General features: G+C 57.0%; 20 protein-coding genes. 16 read left to right on the forward strand and 4 right to left on the reverse strand.

The genetic code is table 11. The annotated features are described in order from the left end of the window. The 13 genes from HBO05_RS01015 (at position 1) to HBO05_RS01075 (ending at position 7978) form a co-directional block, all read left to right on the forward strand. Positions 1-1776, forward strand: a complete 1776-nt coding sequence (locus tag HBO05_RS01015; protein ID WP_172311285.1) for a DDE-type integrase/transposase/recombinase — start codon at positions 1-3, stop codon at positions 1774-1776. Next, complete coding sequence (locus HBO05_RS01020; RefSeq protein ID WP_172311287.1) at positions 1776-2957, forward strand: AAA family ATPase; 1182 nt, start codon at positions 1776-1778, stop codon at positions 2955-2957. The genes HBO05_RS01015 and HBO05_RS01020 overlap by 1 nt, the downstream gene beginning before the upstream one ends. A gap of 1 nt (position 2958) precedes the next feature. Then, a complete protein-coding gene (locus tag HBO05_RS01025; protein ID WP_172311289.1) occupies positions 2959-3267 on the forward strand; it encodes a hypothetical protein in 309 nt (102 codons plus the stop codon). Continuing rightward, positions 3264-3548, forward strand: coding sequence for a hypothetical protein (locus HBO05_RS01030; RefSeq protein ID WP_172311291.1), 285 nt, complete (start codon positions 3264-3266; stop codon positions 3546-3548). Before HBO05_RS01025 ends, HBO05_RS01030 begins: the two co-directional genes overlap by 4 nt. After that, positions 3548-4000 carry a hypothetical protein gene (locus HBO05_RS29150; protein ID WP_172311293.1) on the forward strand — a complete coding sequence of 151 codons (453 nt, stop codon included), beginning with the start codon at positions 3548-3550 and terminating at the stop codon, positions 3998-4000. Before HBO05_RS01030 ends, HBO05_RS29150 begins: the two co-directional genes overlap by 1 nt. Further along, complete coding sequence (locus HBO05_RS01040) at positions 3993-4610, forward strand: DUF3164 family protein (protein WP_172311295.1); 618 nt, start codon at positions 3993-3995, stop codon at positions 4608-4610. Before HBO05_RS29150 ends, HBO05_RS01040 begins: the two co-directional genes overlap by 8 nt. 197 nt (positions 4611-4807) lie before the next feature. After that, complete coding sequence (locus HBO05_RS01045; protein ID WP_172311297.1) at positions 4808-5257, forward strand: hypothetical protein; 450 nt, start codon at positions 4808-4810, stop codon at positions 5255-5257. A gap of 1 nt (position 5258) precedes the next feature. Then, on the forward strand, positions 5259-5546 hold the full coding sequence (locus tag HBO05_RS01050) for a hypothetical protein (protein WP_172311299.1): 288 nt from the start codon (positions 5259-5261) through the stop codon (positions 5544-5546). Between the two features lies 1 nt (position 5547). Further along, positions 5548-6237, forward strand: a complete 690-nt coding sequence (locus HBO05_RS01055) for a DUF2786 domain-containing protein (protein WP_172311301.1) — start codon at positions 5548-5550, stop codon at positions 6235-6237. A gap of 1 nt (position 6238) precedes the next feature. Further along, positions 6239-6460 carry a hypothetical protein gene (locus tag HBO05_RS01060; protein ID WP_172311303.1) on the forward strand — a complete coding sequence of 74 codons (222 nt, stop codon included), beginning with the start codon at positions 6239-6241 and terminating at the stop codon, positions 6458-6460. Continuing rightward, entirely contained in the window at positions 6451-7170 is a 720-nt protein-coding gene (locus tag HBO05_RS01065) for a hypothetical protein (protein ID WP_172311305.1), read from the forward strand. Before HBO05_RS01060 ends, HBO05_RS01065 begins: the two co-directional genes overlap by 10 nt. Continuing rightward, positions 7167-7619, forward strand: a complete 453-nt coding sequence (locus tag HBO05_RS01070; protein ID WP_172311307.1) for a regulatory protein GemA — start codon at positions 7167-7169, stop codon at positions 7617-7619. Before HBO05_RS01065 ends, HBO05_RS01070 begins: the two co-directional genes overlap by 4 nt. Next, a complete protein-coding gene (locus HBO05_RS01075) occupies positions 7616-7978 on the forward strand; it encodes a Mor transcription activator family protein (protein ID WP_172311309.1) in 363 nt (120 codons plus the stop codon). The genes HBO05_RS01070 and HBO05_RS01075 overlap by 4 nt, the downstream gene beginning before the upstream one ends. A 232-nt stretch (positions 7979-8210) precedes the next feature. On the opposite strand, the gene HBO05_RS01080 is transcribed toward HBO05_RS01075, so the two are convergent. Together HBO05_RS01080 and HBO05_RS01085 are read right to left on the reverse strand one after the other, a co-directional pair. Continuing rightward, positions 8211-9173: a FecR family protein gene (locus tag HBO05_RS01080; RefSeq protein WP_172311311.1), complete on the reverse strand. Its 963-nt coding sequence runs from the start codon at positions 9171-9173 to the stop codon at positions 8211-8213. Then, positions 9170-9685, reverse strand: coding sequence for a sigma-70 family RNA polymerase sigma factor (locus HBO05_RS01085; RefSeq protein ID WP_172311313.1), 516 nt, complete (start codon positions 9683-9685; stop codon positions 9170-9172). Before HBO05_RS01085 ends, HBO05_RS01080 begins: the two co-directional genes overlap by 4 nt. Before the next feature lie 180 nt (positions 9686-9865). On the opposite strand from HBO05_RS01085, the gene HBO05_RS01090 reads away from it, so the two are divergent. Continuing rightward, positions 9866-10420 carry an adenylate kinase gene (locus HBO05_RS01090; protein ID WP_172311315.1) on the forward strand — a complete coding sequence of 185 codons (555 nt, stop codon included), beginning with the start codon at positions 9866-9868 and terminating at the stop codon, positions 10418-10420. A 42-nt stretch (positions 10421-10462) separates the two neighbouring features. Here HBO05_RS01090 and HBO05_RS01095 read toward each other — a convergent pair whose 3' ends face one another. Beyond that, complete coding sequence (locus HBO05_RS01095; RefSeq protein WP_170041467.1) at positions 10463-11026, reverse strand: recombinase family protein; 564 nt, start codon at positions 11024-11026, stop codon at positions 10463-10465. Between the two features lie 318 nt (positions 11027-11344). On the opposite strand from HBO05_RS01095, the gene HBO05_RS01100 reads away from it, so the two are divergent. Together HBO05_RS01100 and HBO05_RS01105 are read left to right on the forward strand one after the other, a co-directional pair. After that, the gene (locus tag HBO05_RS01100; RefSeq protein WP_169951462.1) at positions 11345-12412 is read left to right on the forward strand and encodes a fatty acid desaturase; all 1068 of its coding nucleotides are present in this window, start codon (positions 11345-11347) and stop codon (positions 12410-12412) included. Between the two features lie 140 nt (positions 12413-12552). Then, complete coding sequence (locus tag HBO05_RS01105) at positions 12553-13698, forward strand: serine hydrolase domain-containing protein (protein WP_169951464.1); 1146 nt, start codon at positions 12553-12555, stop codon at positions 13696-13698. 117 nt (positions 13699-13815) lie between these two features. Here HBO05_RS01105 and HBO05_RS01110 read toward each other — a convergent pair whose 3' ends face one another. Then, entirely contained in the window at positions 13816-16221 is a 2406-nt protein-coding gene (locus HBO05_RS01110) for a TonB-dependent receptor (RefSeq protein WP_172311317.1), read from the reverse strand. Position 16222: the final 1 nt, after the last annotated feature.

The following is a 16222-nucleotide window of genomic DNA, read 5'->3' on the forward strand; positions in this document are numbered from 1 at the left end:
ATGAACCCTGTGCAAGCTCAACAACTGGCGCAGATCGCCCAGCGAGCAGCCATCACACCGCACGGTCAGCGTACCGCTCTTTACAAGGCTGGCGCTGCCGAGCTGGGTATTTCCATTCAAACCCTACAGCGCAAGCTAAAGGAGGTCTCAGTGCCCAAGCAACGCAAACGCCGAAGTGATGCGGGCTGCAGCTCTCTGCCTTTGGAAGAGGCACAGCAAATATCGGCTGTACTTCTGGAGTCTATCCGTGCCAATGGCAAGCAACTGTCCACCATCGAGCGGGCGGTTGAGCGGCTGCGCAGTAACAAGTTGATCTTGGCAGGTCGCATTAATGAAGAGACGGGGGAGTTTCTCCCGCTGAGTAATAGCGCGATAGCCCAGGCTCTGCGCAGCTACAAATTGCACCCGGATCAACTGCTGCATGACGCCCCGGCAGTGTCGCTGGCCAGCAACCATCCGAACCACGTTTGGCAGGTCGACGCCTCAATCTCCACTCAGTTCTATTTGGCCGATGACGGCGCCAAGGCGATGGACAAGGCTGTTTTCTACGATGGCAAACCCGCCAACCTGAAGAAGATAGAGCGCCAGCGTTTGTGGCGTTACGTGATCACCGACCACACCAGCGGCACGTTGTACCTGGAGTATGTCCTGGGTGCGGAGTCCGCAGAGAATCTCAGCAGCGTCTTAATCAACGCCATGCAAAAGCGCCATGAGGCGGACCCATTCCACGGCGTGCCCTGGATGTTGATGACCGACCCCGGTGCGGCCATGACCAGCAGCATCTTTCGCAACTTGTGCCGCGCCATGTCCATCAACCTGATTATCAACCAGGTCGGCAACGCACGCGCCAAGGGTCAGGTTGAGCAGGCGCACAACATCGTTGAGCGCGAATTTGAAAGTGCCTTGAAGTTCAAGGCGGCGGAAACGCTGGAACAGATCAACGACTGGGCTGGCCAGTGGATGCGGTTCTTCAATGCAACCTCGATTCACAGCCGCACGCAGCGCACACGCTACGGCGTATGGCAGCTGATTCAGGCGGATCAGCTGCGCCTGGCCCCCAGCATTGCCGTTTGCCGCGAGCTGGCCGTCAGCACGCCAGAAGAACGTAAGGTCAGCAACCTGCTGCAGGTTTCGTTTCGAGGCGCCCAGTTTGATGTCAGCACAGTGCCCGATGTCATGGTCGGCGAGAAGCTGCTGATCACCCGCAACTGCTGGCGCGATCAGGACTCCGCAATCGCGGTCCTGGTGGGCGCGGACGGTCGGGAGCAGTACCACGTCATCGAGCGTATCAACATCGACCAGTATGGTTTCTCCGAAACCGCCGCACAGATTGGGACGCAACACAAAAGCCATGCCGAAACGCCTGCGCAGGTATCACGCAAGGTGCTGGAGCAGATCGCCACCGGCACCACAAACCAAGCCGACGCAGAGTCTGCTCGCAAGGCAAAAAAAGCTTCCTTCGGTGGCCTGATCGATCCGCACAAACATGTGACCGATACCTTGCTGCCTGCCTACATGCCGCGCAGGGGCACGTCGCTGAACGTCAACGTGCCTACGGTTGAGCTTGTTCCGCTCACCCATGTTGAAGCCGCGAAGATCCTACGCCCACGCCTGGACAACCTCTGGACGCCGGAAACCTTCAGTTGGTTGCAGCAGCAGTACCCACAAGGAATTTCCCAAGAACAGCTTGAGGCCATCGAGGCCGAGCTAAAACGACCTGCCGAGGCCATTCGCAAACCGTTCAGCCTGGTGCTGTCAGCGGTTGGAGGTGAGTGATGTTGAAACTGAAGCGTTTGTTGCAGGGGGTAGGCCGGGCTCAATCGGCCTTGGCCGATTCACTCGGGATCAGCGAGGCCGCAGTCGCGCAGTTGCTGAACCACAGCTTATGGCCGCGCAGCCTGAACAGTACTGAATTACAGGGGCGCATTCGTGTGTTCCTGGTCGAGTCCGGCGCGAACGATACCGATATCGCTAGCGCCTTTGAAGAAGTGGACCTGCCGTGCGCTAACACGACAGTTCCGGCCCTTAAAGAAGAGCCGTCCGGGGAGGACGAACCTATGTTACTGCCAAAACAAACACTGTTGCCACCTACCCGCAAGGCCTTCGGCCTGTTCCGCGACCCCTTTGATGATCTTTCTTGCGCCCAGGACATGTGGACCAGCCCCGACATTCGCTATGTCCGGGAAGCTATGTATCAGACCGCCAGACACGGAGGATTTCTTGCTGTCGAGGGGGAATCCGGGGCCGGTAAAAGCACTCTGCGCCGTGACCTGGTGAACCGCTTGGCTGAGAAAAATGACCCGGTAATCATCATTGAGCCCTATGTCCTGGCTTCCGAAGACAACGAATCCAGAGGCAAAGCGCTGAAAAGCACTCACATCGCTGAGTCCATGATGGCCGCTGTCGCGCCACTGGCAAAGCCCAAGAGTAGCCCAGAGGCTCGTTTCGCCCAGCTGCACAAGGCACTTAAAGAGTCGCATGCCGCTGGATACCGCCATTGCCTACTTATTGAAGAGGCTCACAGCCTTCCAATTTCGACACTCAAGCACCTCAAACGCATCCTGGAGCTGGAGGTGGGATTCACCAAGTTGGTCAGCATCATCATTATCGGCCAGCCCGAGCTTGGGGTGAAATTGAGTTCGCGTAATGCCGATGTACGCGAAGTGGCTCAACGTTGCGAGCGCATACAGCTCCCTCCGGTCGAGGGTGCGAGGCTGGAAGAGTTCTTGAAGTTTCGTTTTGAGCGGGCAGGCAAAGCACTCGGAGAAGTCATTGACGCATCCGGCATCAAGGCCGTCGCAACTCGTCTTTCGCAGTCAACACGCCAAGCGGGCAGAGACGAAACAATCTCGTATTTGTACCCGCTGGCAATTGGCAACCTGGTGATTGCTGCTATGAACCTTGCGGCCAACCTGGGGGCCCCATTGGTCACCGCAGAATTTGTGATGGGGGTGTGAGATGAGTGCATCTGTACAACCAACACAGGGCGGTTCCGGCACGCTCGGCGGCGACTTCGCCGAAAAGTTGGCCTCTTTCAACGACCTGAACCGCAGCCTGCGCGAGGCTGGCATCCAGCCTCAATCCGCAGTCTTGTCGGACAACAAGATTTTTATCAGCCCGGACAGCGTCGACTTGCTGTCTCGGCGGTTTGGGCACGAACTGCGGGCAATCCGTTACAGCACCAAAGGGGCGTTCACCTACAGCACCGTAACCATTCGTGGTGTTGACGTGGTGTGGTTCGAACTGGTGAAGGAGCAGGGTCAATGAGCGAAGTCATTGTTCACGCCTGCTCGACCCTGTGTAACCCGGACCTCCTCACTGACCAACAGGTACGTGAAGAACTCAAGCGCGCTACCACCGAGCTGTTCAACAAGGATCTGCAGATCATTGAGCTAAAACAGTACGCCCGTCAGTTGGACAACATCCTGGTCAAGCTGGCCCAGTTGCAGATCGCGGGCAATCTAAGCGATGTCCACAGCGAACTGCAGCGCCTCGCGGCTCACTACCAGCAACAGAAAGCGGCTCAATCCGCAAGGCAGGTGCATTGATGAATATGCCAGCTGAAATTAACAACCACTTGCATGCCTGGATACTCGACCAGTTGTTCGATGGTATGCATGACGATGCAAACCTTATTCGTGACATCTACCGACTGATCGCTGCCGACCAAGCGTCCTTCAACGCCACGGAATACGCCCAAGGGGCGCCAGCATCGCTGCAAAGTGTTCTGGCAGAGCGCATCCGTCAGATCCAGGTTGAGTGTTTTTACCCGGAACACGATGACGAGCATTCCGATGAGTCGCTTGCACAGGCAGCTGCTTGCTACGCCATGCCACAGAGCCTGACTGATTGGTTTGTCCTTTGGCCGTGGGACGCCAAGTGCTGGAAGCCCGGAGACCGACGTACCAACCTGGTCAAGGCTGGCGCGCTAGTCCTTGCAGAAATTGACCGTATCGACCGCGCAGCAGCGCTTGCCCAAAAGGAGCAGCCCAATGTCTGAGATCAATATTCCAGAAGGTTTTGTCCGCAACGCAGTCGGTCACCTGGTGCCTTTCGACCAAGTGCGTGACCAGGACAAGCTTCGCGACCAGGTTGCACGCCAGCTTACTGATGAAGCCAAAGCACTGAGTCTAGCGCTGAAGAATTTCAAGAAGAAAGCGCTCGGTGATGTAGCCGACTTGATCAGCATTGCCGGTGAGCGTTACGGCGTTCAGATGGGCGGCAAGAAAGGCAACGTCACTATCGCGACCTATGACGGCAAGTTCAAGGTGCAACGTTCATATGCGGACCGTCTGACGTTCACGGAAGAAATGGAAGTCGCCAAGGTCTTGGTCTACGGCTGCATTCGCGCCTGGAGCGAAGGTGCTGACGGCCATCTGATGGCTATTGTCGACCGCACATTCAGCCCTAACCGCAACGGCCAGATCAAAACCGCTGACGTACTGGATCTGCTGCGGCTGGAGATCGATGACGCCAACTGGAAGGCTGCCATGCAGGCAGTTAAAGACTCAATCATGGTCTTGGAAAGTGCTGTGTATATCCGTGTGTATGAGCGGATCGGCGACTCGGACAACTACAAAGCAATCCCTCTCGACCTGGCGGTGGTGTGACATGCATATATCTAAAGATGGTCCCACTATCGTTTTGCACAAAATACCGAAAAGCGTTTGGTTCTGTTTCTGCGCCTGGTGGTCGCTCCTAGCCCTTAACCAGGGGCTCGAACTGGTGCTGACGCTGAGTGATTTTGGTTGCTCCGTCGAACAGATCGAACTTGTCATGCCAAGTCCCGTGGACAGGAGCATCTGATATGAGCCAGACGCTAATTGAGTTTCAGGATCACCATCAGGACTTCCTGGTGTGGACCGTCGATGAGGCTGGCATCGTCACCGGAAGCTGGCCTTACCACTCCAGCCTATGGACTGGAGTAAGAGTCGTAAACCTGGCAAACCTTAAGGTGGGCAGTTTGGTGGAGTTTCTCCGCGCTGGGGATACCCGTGACCAATGCATTAAGTACCCGGTGCGTTCGATACAACCGCTGGTACCGGTGGAGGTTTCGGTACGCCAGGACGGTGATGGCTACGTCACCGGTACTGTGCGGGGCAAGCGTGTGTCCTGCACCCATGACTATGAATACCCAGTGAAGCGCCTGGCTGAAAAGCTCTTTCCAGGCGTGTCCGCTGAAGTTGAACGCCTGCCATGCGCCCCGGTCGGGAGCCTGCATAGCAAGTGGCGTATCACCCCTCTGGAGGGTGTCTGACATGGCCGATCAAGTGACTGCGAACACCCACGACCCTGAAGTCGTGGAAATCATCAACTTGCTCCAACAGTGGCATTCCGGTCGTGTCCAGAAACTGCAGATGATTGTGCAGGCGCCAGCGGATAGCGAGTTGGTATTACGCGGCGCAAATGGGCAGCAAGTCCTGCTGGTGGGCGACGAGCGCAAAGGCTTCAAGGCGGGGTGCGCCACAGCCCTTGATCTGTTTGGCAAGTTCCCACTCACGGTGACGAAGAACGTCAGCCGAGACATAGATTCGGAGGAAGAGTGACATGGACAACAACCGCACTCTGGAAAAAATCAAAAAGTGCCTGGAGATGGCCAAGTCCAAAACCAGCAATCCCAATGAGGCTGAAACTGCACTGCGCCAGGCTCATAAGCTAATGGAGCTGTACAACCTGGAGATGGGTGATGTGCTTGCCAGCATGGCTGGCGAGTCAAAGGTGCCAGCAGGATCGGACGGTGAGCCTCCGGCCTGGCGAGTCCGTCTAGCACAGGTCTGCGCTACGGCATTCGGAACACACTTAATCTACAGCACACCAGCATGGTCCAGAGCGGTGTTCACCTTCATAGGTTGCAGCGCCGCGCCTGAACTATCGGGGTATGCATACCAGGTGCTTGAGCGCCAGTGCCAGAAAGCTCGGCGCGATTACTTGGCTACTCAAAAACGGTGCAAACGGTCCACCAAAATTGCACGTGGCGATGCCTTTGCCCATGGTTGGATCGACGCTGTGGCCCTAAAGGTAGAAGAGTTCGCTGGTGTTGAGGACGAAATTGCGGAAGCAATTGAGGCTTACATGGCCAAAAACTACCCGTCACTGAAAACGGTCGATTTGAAGCGCCGTAAGCTCAAGTCCCGTGATGAGGGCTCTGCCGATGCGGGGTATCAGGCGGGTAAATCAGCTCAACTGCACCAGGCTGTTAATCATCAGCCTCGCGCCCGTTTGACGATGGGGGTTTGAAATGAACGTCATAGAAACGAAGTACGACACCCTGGTAGTTGAAGGCATGGGCAACGAAGTCCCTCGGGTAATCGGCGAACTGCGAGTGGCCGCGTGGTCTTCGGGTCACGCCCTCGACGAGAAGCTCGAAATGGATGACTTCATTCGTGAGTTGTCCTACGGCGACGTTGAAGATCCGCAACAGGCAGCGATTGAGTTGATGGAGCGCCAACAATGGGCATGACTCATAGTGAATTGGTCGACGCTGTCGACCTGGGCAAGTTCATCGACTGGGTGCATGCCCTCAAAGAAGAACGCGATGAGCTGCGTAACTTGCTCGCTACGCCTAAATCTTGCGGAGCCTGCGGCGGCTGCACGAACGGTTGCAGCCTGGATCAAGAAAGTCCGCCAACAGACCTACTGTCGGGTCTGCTGCAGGCCGCGGCCTACCATGACGCTATAGTCAAAAGCTGGGAGGCGGAACGGGATGCGGCCCAAGAAGCAATAAATGAGTACGGTCTCAGTCAGCCGGGCCAGCGCGAATGGGATCGTCTGAACTTGGCAAGTGCGAGTGCGGCAAATCATTTTGACTTTGCAAACGATATGCGCCGTATGGCAGCAGGTGAAAAACCTCTGAACTGTCCGCTCTGGGTTCCAGTGATCTATGTGGAGCGGTGCCAGGTCGCGCCAGTGTCACTCGATGAGGCATTTCGCTTGTTCGAAGCGACAGCATGTAAGCAGTCATACGACATGCGCGGTGGAGTACGTGCTGTGATGGAGCTGTGCCTCGGTAGCATCGGGAGAAAATTGAAACCAGTAACAGTGGTACTACCCGAACGTGACCCGCCTGGAAGCTCGTTAGGTGAGTTCGGCGCTGGTTGGAATGCTGCCATTGACGCCGTAGAACGCCTCAATCACATCAACGCCTACTCGCCAGTTGGAGGTGCTCAATGAAAGCTGCGCCTTCCAACCAGGACCGCCTTCGCTTGATCAAGTTGATACATGTCGCCCGTCGAGAACTGCGCATGGATGCCGACACCTATCGCCTGATGCTGGCTGGCATGAAAGGTTTGGACGGCGCAACGTCGACCGCTGATTTGAACGTTCCAAACCTGCTTAAGGTTTTGGAACAGCTCAAACAGAAGGGTTTTAAGCCTCGTCCAAATAAGGCAGGAAAGCGGCCGCCAGCGGGCGACGAGCAGTCGAAAAAGATTCGTTCGCTCTGGTTGACACTGCATGACCTCGGCGTCGTGCGAGATCCATCTGAGGCAGCGCTGGCCAAGTTTGTATTGGGCATGACTCGGGTCTCAGCATTGCAATGGCTCAACACAGCACAGGCAAGCCGAGTCATTGAAAACCTGAAACAGTGGCATAACCGGGTGACTAATAAGGAGGATGTATGAAAGATCCTTGCAGCGCTCCAGGCGAGCTTCTTCAAGCTTTAGCCGCCCATGTGGCTGAGTCTGCTAGAGATACATTGCGCCTCAGCTCCGAGCTTGCCGAGGCGCATGGTAATGAAGTGGCGATGCATATGGCCGCTGTGTGGGGAGGCCAGGTACTCTATATACCGAAAGGTGTCCACATGCAGGCATCGAAGCTACACCTTCAAATTTTTGATGAGTGGACAGGGCACAACCAACGCGAGATCGCCATGAAACATAATCTCTCGGTGCAGTTTGTCTACAAAGTGGTAAAGAGGATGCGGCTGGCTGTAATTGCTCGCAACCAAGGTGATCTGTTTGCATCGGATGATGGGCAGTAGGCGGGGGCTGGCAGGAGCCAAACGGACTTGGCAAGCTTTCATAGGAGCGTTGTTCACACTGCAATAGAATTGCAATTCCTGATCATCTTCTCCCGGTTTCCCCCGGAATATCCCATGATTATCTCGCACACCCCCTCCTATTTATCTCACTCCTAAACACGAGGTGTATTGCCTGTCTGTCGAAGGGCTTGGCAAAACCCGTAAAAGTTTTTGCGATTTTTTCTCATCCGGCTTAACGAGCGAGGACACGGGTCCAAAGCGGGGTGAAGCGCTCGATGCGCACCGGCAGCGAATCACCCAGGGCACTCAAGGCACGGTCGATGTCGTCGAGCTGGAACACGCCCGACACCTCCAACTGCGCGACGGCCGGGTCACAGTGCAACCAGCCGTGGCGATAACGCGCCAGTTCGGCGGTCAGGTCGTGCAGGCGCATGCGTTTGGCCACCAACTGCCCACGGGTCCAGGCGCTGGCGTTGAGGGGGCTGGCTTCGACACGGTGGCTGCCGCTGGCATCAATCAGGTATTGCTCACCGGCAGCGACCTGGATCGGCTCGCCTTTTCCATGAATGGCCACCACGCCCTCCTCGACCCGCAGGCGCGTGCCATGCGGCTCGTCACGCACCGCAAAGGCGGTGCCGATGGCTTGCAGCTGTGCATGCCGGCTGCTGACCCAGAAGCTGCGGCGCCCGCCGGGTGCGGCACTGTCCTTGCCGGTGTCGATGAAAATCTCGCCACGCCGCAGGGTGATCAGCCGGCGCTGGGCGCTGAATTGCACATCCACCGTACTGGCGGTGTTCAGTTGCAGGCGGGTGCCGTCAGCCAGCAGGAACTGGCGTCGTTCGCCGACCCCAGTGGCATAGTCCGCGCCCCAGGGCACCAGCGTGCTGTCGCGCAGCGACCAGCCGGTAACGCCGCTGGCAAGCAGCCCCATGCCCAGCAACTTGAGCGCTTGGCGCCGGCTGCGCTGCCCGCTGTTCAGGCGCTCCAGCGTGTCCAGTGCCACGCTGCCGGGCAGCGCGGCCAGGCTCTGGAAGGGCGCGTCGATTTTTTGCAGCGCTTGCCAGGCGGTTTCATGCAGCGCATCGGCCTGGCGCCAGCGTTGGCAGGCTGCCAGGACCTCGGGGGTGGCGCCGCTGGATTCGATCCGCACCAACCAACCGATCGCCTGATCGAGCACGCCATCAGGAACGCTCATCGTTGCGCCAGGTAGCAGTGGCGAATGGCAGTGGCCATGTACTTCTCCACCGAGCTGAGGCTGATCGCCAGGCGCTCGGCGATCTCCTTGTAGCTGAGGCCTTCGAGCCGCGACATCAGGAAGGCCATGCGCACCTTGGGCCGCAGGCCATCGAGCAGGGCGTCGACGCGCACCAGGGTTTCCAACAGAATCAGTTGCGATTCCGGCGACGGCACCCCAGCTTCCGGCAGGTGGGCAATGGCTTGCAGGTAAGCCCGCTCGACCCGTTGGCGGCGCACGCGATCCACCAGCAACCCATGGGCCACTGTGCTCAGCCACGCCCGTGGCTGACGCAACTCCTGCAACCGCTGCGGCTTGCCGAGGATGTGCACAAAGGTGTCCTGGGCCAGGTCGGCAGCGTTGTCGCCGTGACGCAGTCGCTTGCGCAACCAGTCCAGCAACCAGGCGTGATGATCGATGTACAGCGCGCGGATATCGGCGTGAGGGGCTGAAGGAGTGGGTGGCGACGACACGAAAAGCCTCCGCGCGATAACTGAATGCATTTGAGAATTTGTCGCATCTTAGTGCGGGGCGACGGGGTTCAGCAAGAACAAAAGGGGATAGATCCATTTAATTAAACAGATCCGCCCCCATTCCCGCTGCGTGGATAAAACTCGTAGACTCCAAAGCCGCTTACATTCATGGAGAGAACAGTGCGCATCTATATCACCGGCGCTTCGTGTGCAGGCGTCACGACCTTGGGGCAAACCCTTGCAGCGTCGTTGGGCGTACCCCATGTCGATGTGGACGACTTTTACTGGTTACCCACCGATCCGCCTTTCACAACCAAGCGACCACCCAACGAGCGCGTCTGTTTGATCAAGCGAACACTTGGCGATCAAGGCTGGGTGTTGACCGGCTCTGCTGATGGCTGGGGAGAAGCGCTTATCAGCCATGCCAGCCTGATCGTCTTTGTGACGACACCAACACCTGTGCGCCTACAGCGCCTGGACCTGCGTGAAAAGGCGCGTTTTGGCGAACGTATTGCCCAAGGTGGCGATATGCATGAAATACATATCGCCTTTCGCGAGTGGGCCTCGCAGTATGACGACCCACTTTTTAGCGGACGCAATCGAGCGCGGCATGAGGCGTGGATTTCAAGGCAGGTGGTGCCGGTGTTGCCTATCAACGGGGAGAGCGCTGCCGAGCACATGGTTGCGGATGTGCTGCATGCGGTTTCGCAAATAGCCCTGGAGCCGGTCATCTAAGGGACATGCCATGGACTCTTCATTATGTGACTGACAAGTCCGCTATGTAGATCTCAAGTACCGATAAAGTGTCTGGCGACTGATTTCAAAATCGCGCGCTAGTTTAGATTTACTTTCTCCCGCACAGGCACGGTCAATTAAACTTACAACCTGATTGTCGGACAGTTTTTTCTTGCGCCCTCTATAAACTCCCCGCATCTTTGCGCGGGCAATGCCTATTGCCTGTCTTTCCATCGTCGCAGTGCGTTCGAACTCTGCGATCATCTCCATTACCGCAATGATGGGCTCCATAACTTCAAGGCAGTCGTGTCGGAAAACCAGGTTTTCGCTCAAAAACTCCAGGTTTACCTGCTTTTCAATCAACCGGCGAATCAGGGTACACAGTTGCTCGATGCTGGAGGTGAGCGCTGCCATGCTGTCGACAACCACGGTATCCCCGCACTGTGTATAGCGAATCAGCCGTTCAAGGCCTGGGCGATTTGCGGCATTGTCTGCAGCCTCATCGCAAAACACTGCGTCAAATACATCATGGCTCGTTTTTTTCTCCGCGCTACCCTCGGATTCTTGTAGAGAGAGCCGGAAATATTTGATGCGATGCAATCTCATAGTGCCTCCTTGGCAATACTTGTACGCAGTTGTTTTATCCTTGTACAAACTGTAACTAAATTATTAAAACTTACACAAATTCCTGTAACACTGAGCTCGCCCAAAATACACAGTTGCAAAGAATTGAACTTATCTTATCATTTTGAAGCTTGGAATGATCCTAACAAGTTTTCCGTAAACAGTCGATTTCATATTTATTGAGCGGTGCGCGTGAATTCGCGCAGTGAATTTGAATGTCTACTGTTTTATCGCTCAAACAATTGATGTGACCGGCTTGACGAAGCTGGTAATTCCCCGATGCAAGCAGAGGATGAATGGATGAAGGTCTTGGAAGAAGCCATCGAAATTGATCGCCTAAATACCGATCAGGAAAAGATTGATCATGTAACCCGGCGCATTACCGAACATGGGAACGACCTACGCAAGCGCTACCCGATCCTGCAGCATCAGGATGCTCTGGGAGCGAGTGTCATGGTGTTTTCCCTGGTAGGCATGGTGGTCACGGGAGGGCTCTATATCAAGGGTTTTATCCCTGGCTGGATGTGTATTTTTATTAACGCGCTGCTGACTTCTTTTATTCATGAAATCGAACATGATTTGATTCATCGGCTTTATTTCAGAAAAAAACCGCTGGCCCATAATGCCATGATGTTTTTTTGCTGGTTGGCGCGACCGGGAATGCCCAGCCCGTGGTTAAGACGCAGCCTGCACTTTCATCACCATAAAGAATCCGGAACTGACTCGGATGTCGAGGCCTGGATCACTACCAGTGGTAGCCCTTGGGGAATCCTGCGGTTGTTGAAACTGATGGATGGATTTGTCTTTGGTTTCCTAAACGCGGTTTTTGCTCCGGGATGGCGGCAAAAGGTAAGATTGTTAGGCAAAATCATTCGACTCAACACACCTTTCGGCCTTGTGTACTGGGGGTGCTGGTATGTGTTCCTCGGCTACCACCTGTATGTCTGGCTTGGGTCAATCAGCGGGGCGCAGGTTCATAGTTCTGCGGCAACGCTGGCGCTAATGGAGGTGGTCAATAATGTAGTCGTCATTCTTATCGCTCCAAACCTGATAAGGCAGTTCTGCCTGTTCTTTGTAAGTTCAAATATGCATTACTATGGCGACGTCGCCCCGCGTAATGCGTTACAACAAACCCAGGTAATGAACCCTTGGTGGTTGTGGCCGTTCCAGATGTTCTGTTTTAACTTTGGCAGCACGCACAGTATTCATCACTTCGTTGTGAGGGACCCGTTCTATCTGCGTCAGATGACGGCGCCTTATGCCCATAAAGTCATGGCGCAGGCAGGTGTCAGGTTCAATGACTTCGGCACATACAAGCGTGCGAACCGTTTTTCCCTGGATCACTCGCAAACACGGTCGCGCGGGTGAAGTTCGCGAAAAGTATTATCAGCTGATAGTTACGGCCCAGCCGTAATCCGTAAATGGGGCTGCCAGGCGGCATGTTTCTTGTCGCCTGACAACTTTGTTAATGCTCAATAGCAATACTTCAAATGCGAGGAGTCTGAGGTATGAAGGCACAAGGGATGTGTGCAAAACAGTTCGAAGCGGTCAAGCAGGCTTTCGAGCAGATGTTTGATGATCCGCAGGAGCGTGGAGCCGGGCTTTGCGTGCAGGTAGGCGGGGAGATGGTCGTCGACCTGTGGGCCGGTATGGCGGATCAAGAGGGCACCCAGCCGTGGACGCGCGATACATTGGCCAATACCTTTTGCGTAGTAAAGCCCTATGTGGCGGTGGCGGTGCTGATGTTGGTCGAGCAGGGCAAGCTGGAGCTGGATGCACCCGTGGCCCGTTACTGGCCTGAGTTCGCCCAGAGCGGCAAAGCCCGGGTGACCTTGCGTCAGGTGATGAATCACACCGCGGGCCTGCCGGCGCTGCGCGCCCCCGACCACAACCCCATGATGTTTGACTGGGAACACATGATACGGGTGCTGGAGGCCGAGCCGCTGTGGTGGGAGCCGGGAACCGACCTGGGGTACGGCACCACCACCTTTGGCTGGATACTCGGTGAGTTGATTCGTCGGGTGGACGGCCGCGATGCCTGCGTCTTTATCCATGACGAGATTCTGGACCCTCATGACCTGGACGTTCACCTTGGCGTGGACGAACAGCACTTTCATCGTATCGCCCGGTTCGACAGTGCCACCGGGCGAGTCGGCGATCCTTACTCGCAAGCGTTGCGAGCAGTGCTGAAAAACCAGCCATCGCACATCGCGACATATGCCTTCACCAATCCCGGAATGGTGCCCAGACGCACCAGCGACCCTCGCTGGTGGGCCTATCGCCAACCGGCTGTGTGTGGACACGGTACCGCTCACGGCCTCGCCGGTTTCTACAGTGCATTGCTGGCGGGAAACTTTATCGGGCGCGAAATGCTCCGTGAGTTCACCCAAGAGCACAGTCACGGCATGGATCGCTCATGGATGCGCCCAATGCGCTACGGCCTGGGTTGCATGCTGGAGCAGCAAGTCGACCCAACGGCTTCCCTTGCAATGGGCCCCCGCGCCTTTGGTCATCTGGGCCTTGGCGGCCCGGTGAGTTTTGCCGATCCCGACAGTCGCGTGAGCTTTGGTTTTGTCACCACGACCTCGGGGAGCCATACGATGATTGATCCGCGTCCTGGCCGGCTATCCGCGCTTGTTTATGCGGCGCTTTGAAGGGGCGTTCATTTATCAGTTGCCTTTGCAGCTCGTCACTTGAGGATAAGGTCGACAAACCTGCGCTCTATCTATCCTGCTCATGTCCGTCCTTGGACATGAGCGTCGAGCCGCTTCTTAGAAGCTGTAGCGGGCAGTCAGTTTGAAGTTACGCGGGTCGCCGTAGACGTCGTACGGTTCATAGCCGCCGTTGGCGATGCTGACGTAGTAGGTACGGTCGAACAGGTTGTTTACGTTGACCTGCAAATCCAGTTGCTCGCTGGCCTTGTAGCCTGCCACCAGGCCGGCCACGGTGTACGAGCCCTGCCGGTTGTGCCATGCACTGGTGCCGCTGCCCCCTGCGGTGCGGATCTGGCTCTGCTGATAAACATCACCGCCAATGCGCCAGCGTTGCAGGTCGCCGGGCAGGGTGTAGAGGGTGGACAGCTTGAATAGCTGGCGCGGCAGCCGGCGGTTGAAGTCCTGGCCTTCCAGGGTTGCAGTGGCGTCGTTGACGTACTTCGTCTGGGTGTAGGTGTACCCGCCGGCCAGTTGCCAGTTTTCGCTCAGGGCGCCCTGGATTTCCAGGTCCACACCGCGGCTGCGCACCAGGCCGGAAGACTCATAGCACTCACTGTTGGCGGTTGCACCGCAGCCTTTGACATCCGGCAATTGCTGGGCGCGGTTCTTCTGGTCAATCTGGAAAACCGCCAGGCTGGCGTTCAGTGCGCCATCAAAGTATTCGCCCTTGATACCCACCTCGTAGTTTTCGCCCACGATAGGCACCACCACTTGTCCACCGAGGCCTTTTTCGGTCTGTGGCTTGAAGATATCCGTGTAGCTGACATAGACCGAGTGATTGGTGTCCAGGTCATAGACCAGGCCAGCATAGCGGGTCAGATTGCGCGTGACCTTGTAGCTGCTGGCAGGGTTGGCCCTGCTTTGGAATTCGTACCAGTCCAGACGGCCGCCGAGAATCAACGACAGCGGGTCGGTCAAGCGCAGGCGGGTGCTGGTATAGAGGCTGTCCTGAGTCGTCGTCTCGAGACGGCCGTCGGGGCCTTTGACGATAGTGGGCTTGGTGTGGCCACGCGGGTCCCACGCGAACAGATCGACGTTGCTGTCGATGAACCTTTCCCAAATCTTACCGGTACGATAATCCAGCTGGCGCTTGCTGACGCCCACGGTGAAGTCATGTTCCTGGCCCAGTAGCTGGAAGGGGCCGCTGAGGGCCAGGTCATAGCCTTTCTCTTTCTGCTCCATGGCTTGCGTCCATAGATAGTGGCGGTTGTATCCCCATATGGAGGAGGCCAGCACGTCGGTGTTGGTCATCGACTGCATGGCTGCCATGCGCAGCTTCCAGTCATTGGCGAAACCATGCTCCAGGGTCGCGAAATACCCGGTGGTGCGGTTGTCCATGTATTCATAGTCATGCCCCAGGAACGTGTCCCGGGGCAGTCCTAGATGACCACCGCCACGGGCCATGGGCAACCCGCCCCAGACGTAGTTGGTGTAGTCCTTCTGCCGGTAGGCCCCCAGCGTCAGCGTGGTGGTATCCGTCAGGTCGGCGTCCACGACGCCGTAGTACAGATCGGCGTCGCTCTCTACCGACTCGCGAAAGCTTTTCGAGTCCTGCCGCGAGAGCACCGTACGGGCACGCAAGGTGCCGCTTTCGTTGAGCGGGCCGCCAATGTCCAGGGTGCTGCTGTAATCGTCCCAACTGCCGGCACTGCCGGTGAGCACGGCCTGGAATTTGTGGGTCGGGCGCTTACGCACCAGGTTGATCGCCCCAGCCGGGCTGCCCGCGCCCTGGGCCAGGCCGGTGGCGCCACGCACGATTTCCACCCGGTCATACATGGCCAGATTGGCTTCGCTGCTGGGCAGGTAGGTGAGGAAACTGGTGGGAAAGCCGTCGTACATAATGGTGTCGACGTCGAACCCGCGCGCGCTGAACGTGGGTCGCCCAACGCCGCCGGAGTTATTCAGGAAAAACCCCGGCGCGCTTTGGGCCACATCGCTGATGGTGGTCATGGCTTTGTCGTCCATGCGTTTGCGCGTGACCACGCTGACCGACTGCGGTGTTTCCCGCAAGGTCAAGGGGAGCTTGGTGGCGGTCTGCATGGACCCGGTGGTGTAGGAGCCGGTGTTCTCGGTGGTTTCACCCATCTGCTGGCCGACGATTGCCGTCTCCCCCAATTGCAGGGTGCTGCTCGATTCGGGGGCCTTTTCCAGCATCACGCTGTTTGCGCCGGTCGCGCGCCAGGTCAGGCCGCTGCCTTTCAAGACGTCAGCCAGTGCCGCTTCTGGCTCTTTGGGGCCGACGACTCCAAGGCTGTTCTTGCCGACTACCAGCGTGCCATCAAAAATCACCTGTAAACCGCTTTGAGCAGCCAGGCGGTTCAGCGCGCTCGCCAGGGGTTGCGGTGCAATGTTGAAAGAGTGAGGGGCAGCCACTGCCAGGCCGGATATCAGCACGCACAAGAGGGCGAGCGGGGCGGCGGACAACGATTTTATGTGCAGCCCTTCAGGTAACGGATGGTGCATC

The organism is Pseudomonas sp. WS 5079, from assembly GCF_012985465.1.
Taxonomy (GTDB): domain Bacteria; phylum Pseudomonadota; class Gammaproteobacteria; order Pseudomonadales; family Pseudomonadaceae; genus Aquipseudomonas.

Bases quoted from the DNA above. Each gene is read 5' to 3' on its own strand.
- HBO05_RS01060 (WP_172311303.1), top strand. From the start codon at position 6,239: ATGAACGTCATAGAAACGAAGTACGACACCCTGGTAGTTGAAGGCATG.
- HBO05_RS01020 (WP_172311287.1), top strand. From the start codon at position 1,776: ATGTTGAAACTGAAGCGTTTGTTGCAGGGGGTAGGCCGGGCTCAATCG.
- HBO05_RS01110 (WP_172311317.1), bottom strand. From the start codon at position 16,221: ATGCACCATCCGTTACCTGAAGGGCTGCACATAAAATCGTTGTCCGCC.
- HBO05_RS01025 (WP_172311289.1), top strand. From the start codon at position 2,959: ATGAGTGCATCTGTACAACCAACACAGGGCGGTTCCGGCACGCTCGGC.
- HBO05_RS01100 (WP_169951462.1), top strand. From the start codon at position 11,345: ATGAAGGTCTTGGAAGAAGCCATCGAAATTGATCGCCTAAATACCGAT.
- HBO05_RS01015 (WP_172311285.1), top strand. From the start codon at position 1: ATGAACCCTGTGCAAGCTCAACAACTGGCGCAGATCGCCCAGCGAGCA.
- HBO05_RS01075 (WP_172311309.1), top strand. From the start codon at position 7,616: ATGAAAGATCCTTGCAGCGCTCCAGGCGAGCTTCTTCAAGCTTTAGCC.
- HBO05_RS01105 (WP_169951464.1), top strand. From the start codon at position 12,553: ATGAAGGCACAAGGGATGTGTGCAAAACAGTTCGAAGCGGTCAAGCAG.
- HBO05_RS01045 (WP_172311297.1), top strand. From the start codon at position 4,808: ATGAGCCAGACGCTAATTGAGTTTCAGGATCACCATCAGGACTTCCTG.
- HBO05_RS01050 (WP_172311299.1), top strand. From the start codon at position 5,259: ATGGCCGATCAAGTGACTGCGAACACCCACGACCCTGAAGTCGTGGAA.
- HBO05_RS01095 (WP_170041467.1), bottom strand. From the start codon at position 11,026: ATGAGATTGCATCGCATCAAATATTTCCGGCTCTCTCTACAAGAATCC.
- HBO05_RS01030 (WP_172311291.1), top strand. From the start codon at position 3,264: ATGAGCGAAGTCATTGTTCACGCCTGCTCGACCCTGTGTAACCCGGAC.
- HBO05_RS01080 (WP_172311311.1), bottom strand. From the start codon at position 9,173: ATGAGCGTTCCTGATGGCGTGCTCGATCAGGCGATCGGTTGGTTGGTG.
- HBO05_RS01065 (WP_172311305.1), top strand. From the start codon at position 6,451: ATGGGCATGACTCATAGTGAATTGGTCGACGCTGTCGACCTGGGCAAG.
- HBO05_RS01055 (WP_172311301.1), top strand. From the start codon at position 5,548: ATGGACAACAACCGCACTCTGGAAAAAATCAAAAAGTGCCTGGAGATG.
- HBO05_RS01040 (WP_172311295.1), top strand. From the start codon at position 3,993: ATGTCTGAGATCAATATTCCAGAAGGTTTTGTCCGCAACGCAGTCGGT.
- HBO05_RS01070 (WP_172311307.1), top strand. From the start codon at position 7,167: ATGAAAGCTGCGCCTTCCAACCAGGACCGCCTTCGCTTGATCAAGTTG.
- HBO05_RS29150 (WP_172311293.1), top strand. From the start codon at position 3,548: ATGAATATGCCAGCTGAAATTAACAACCACTTGCATGCCTGGATACTC.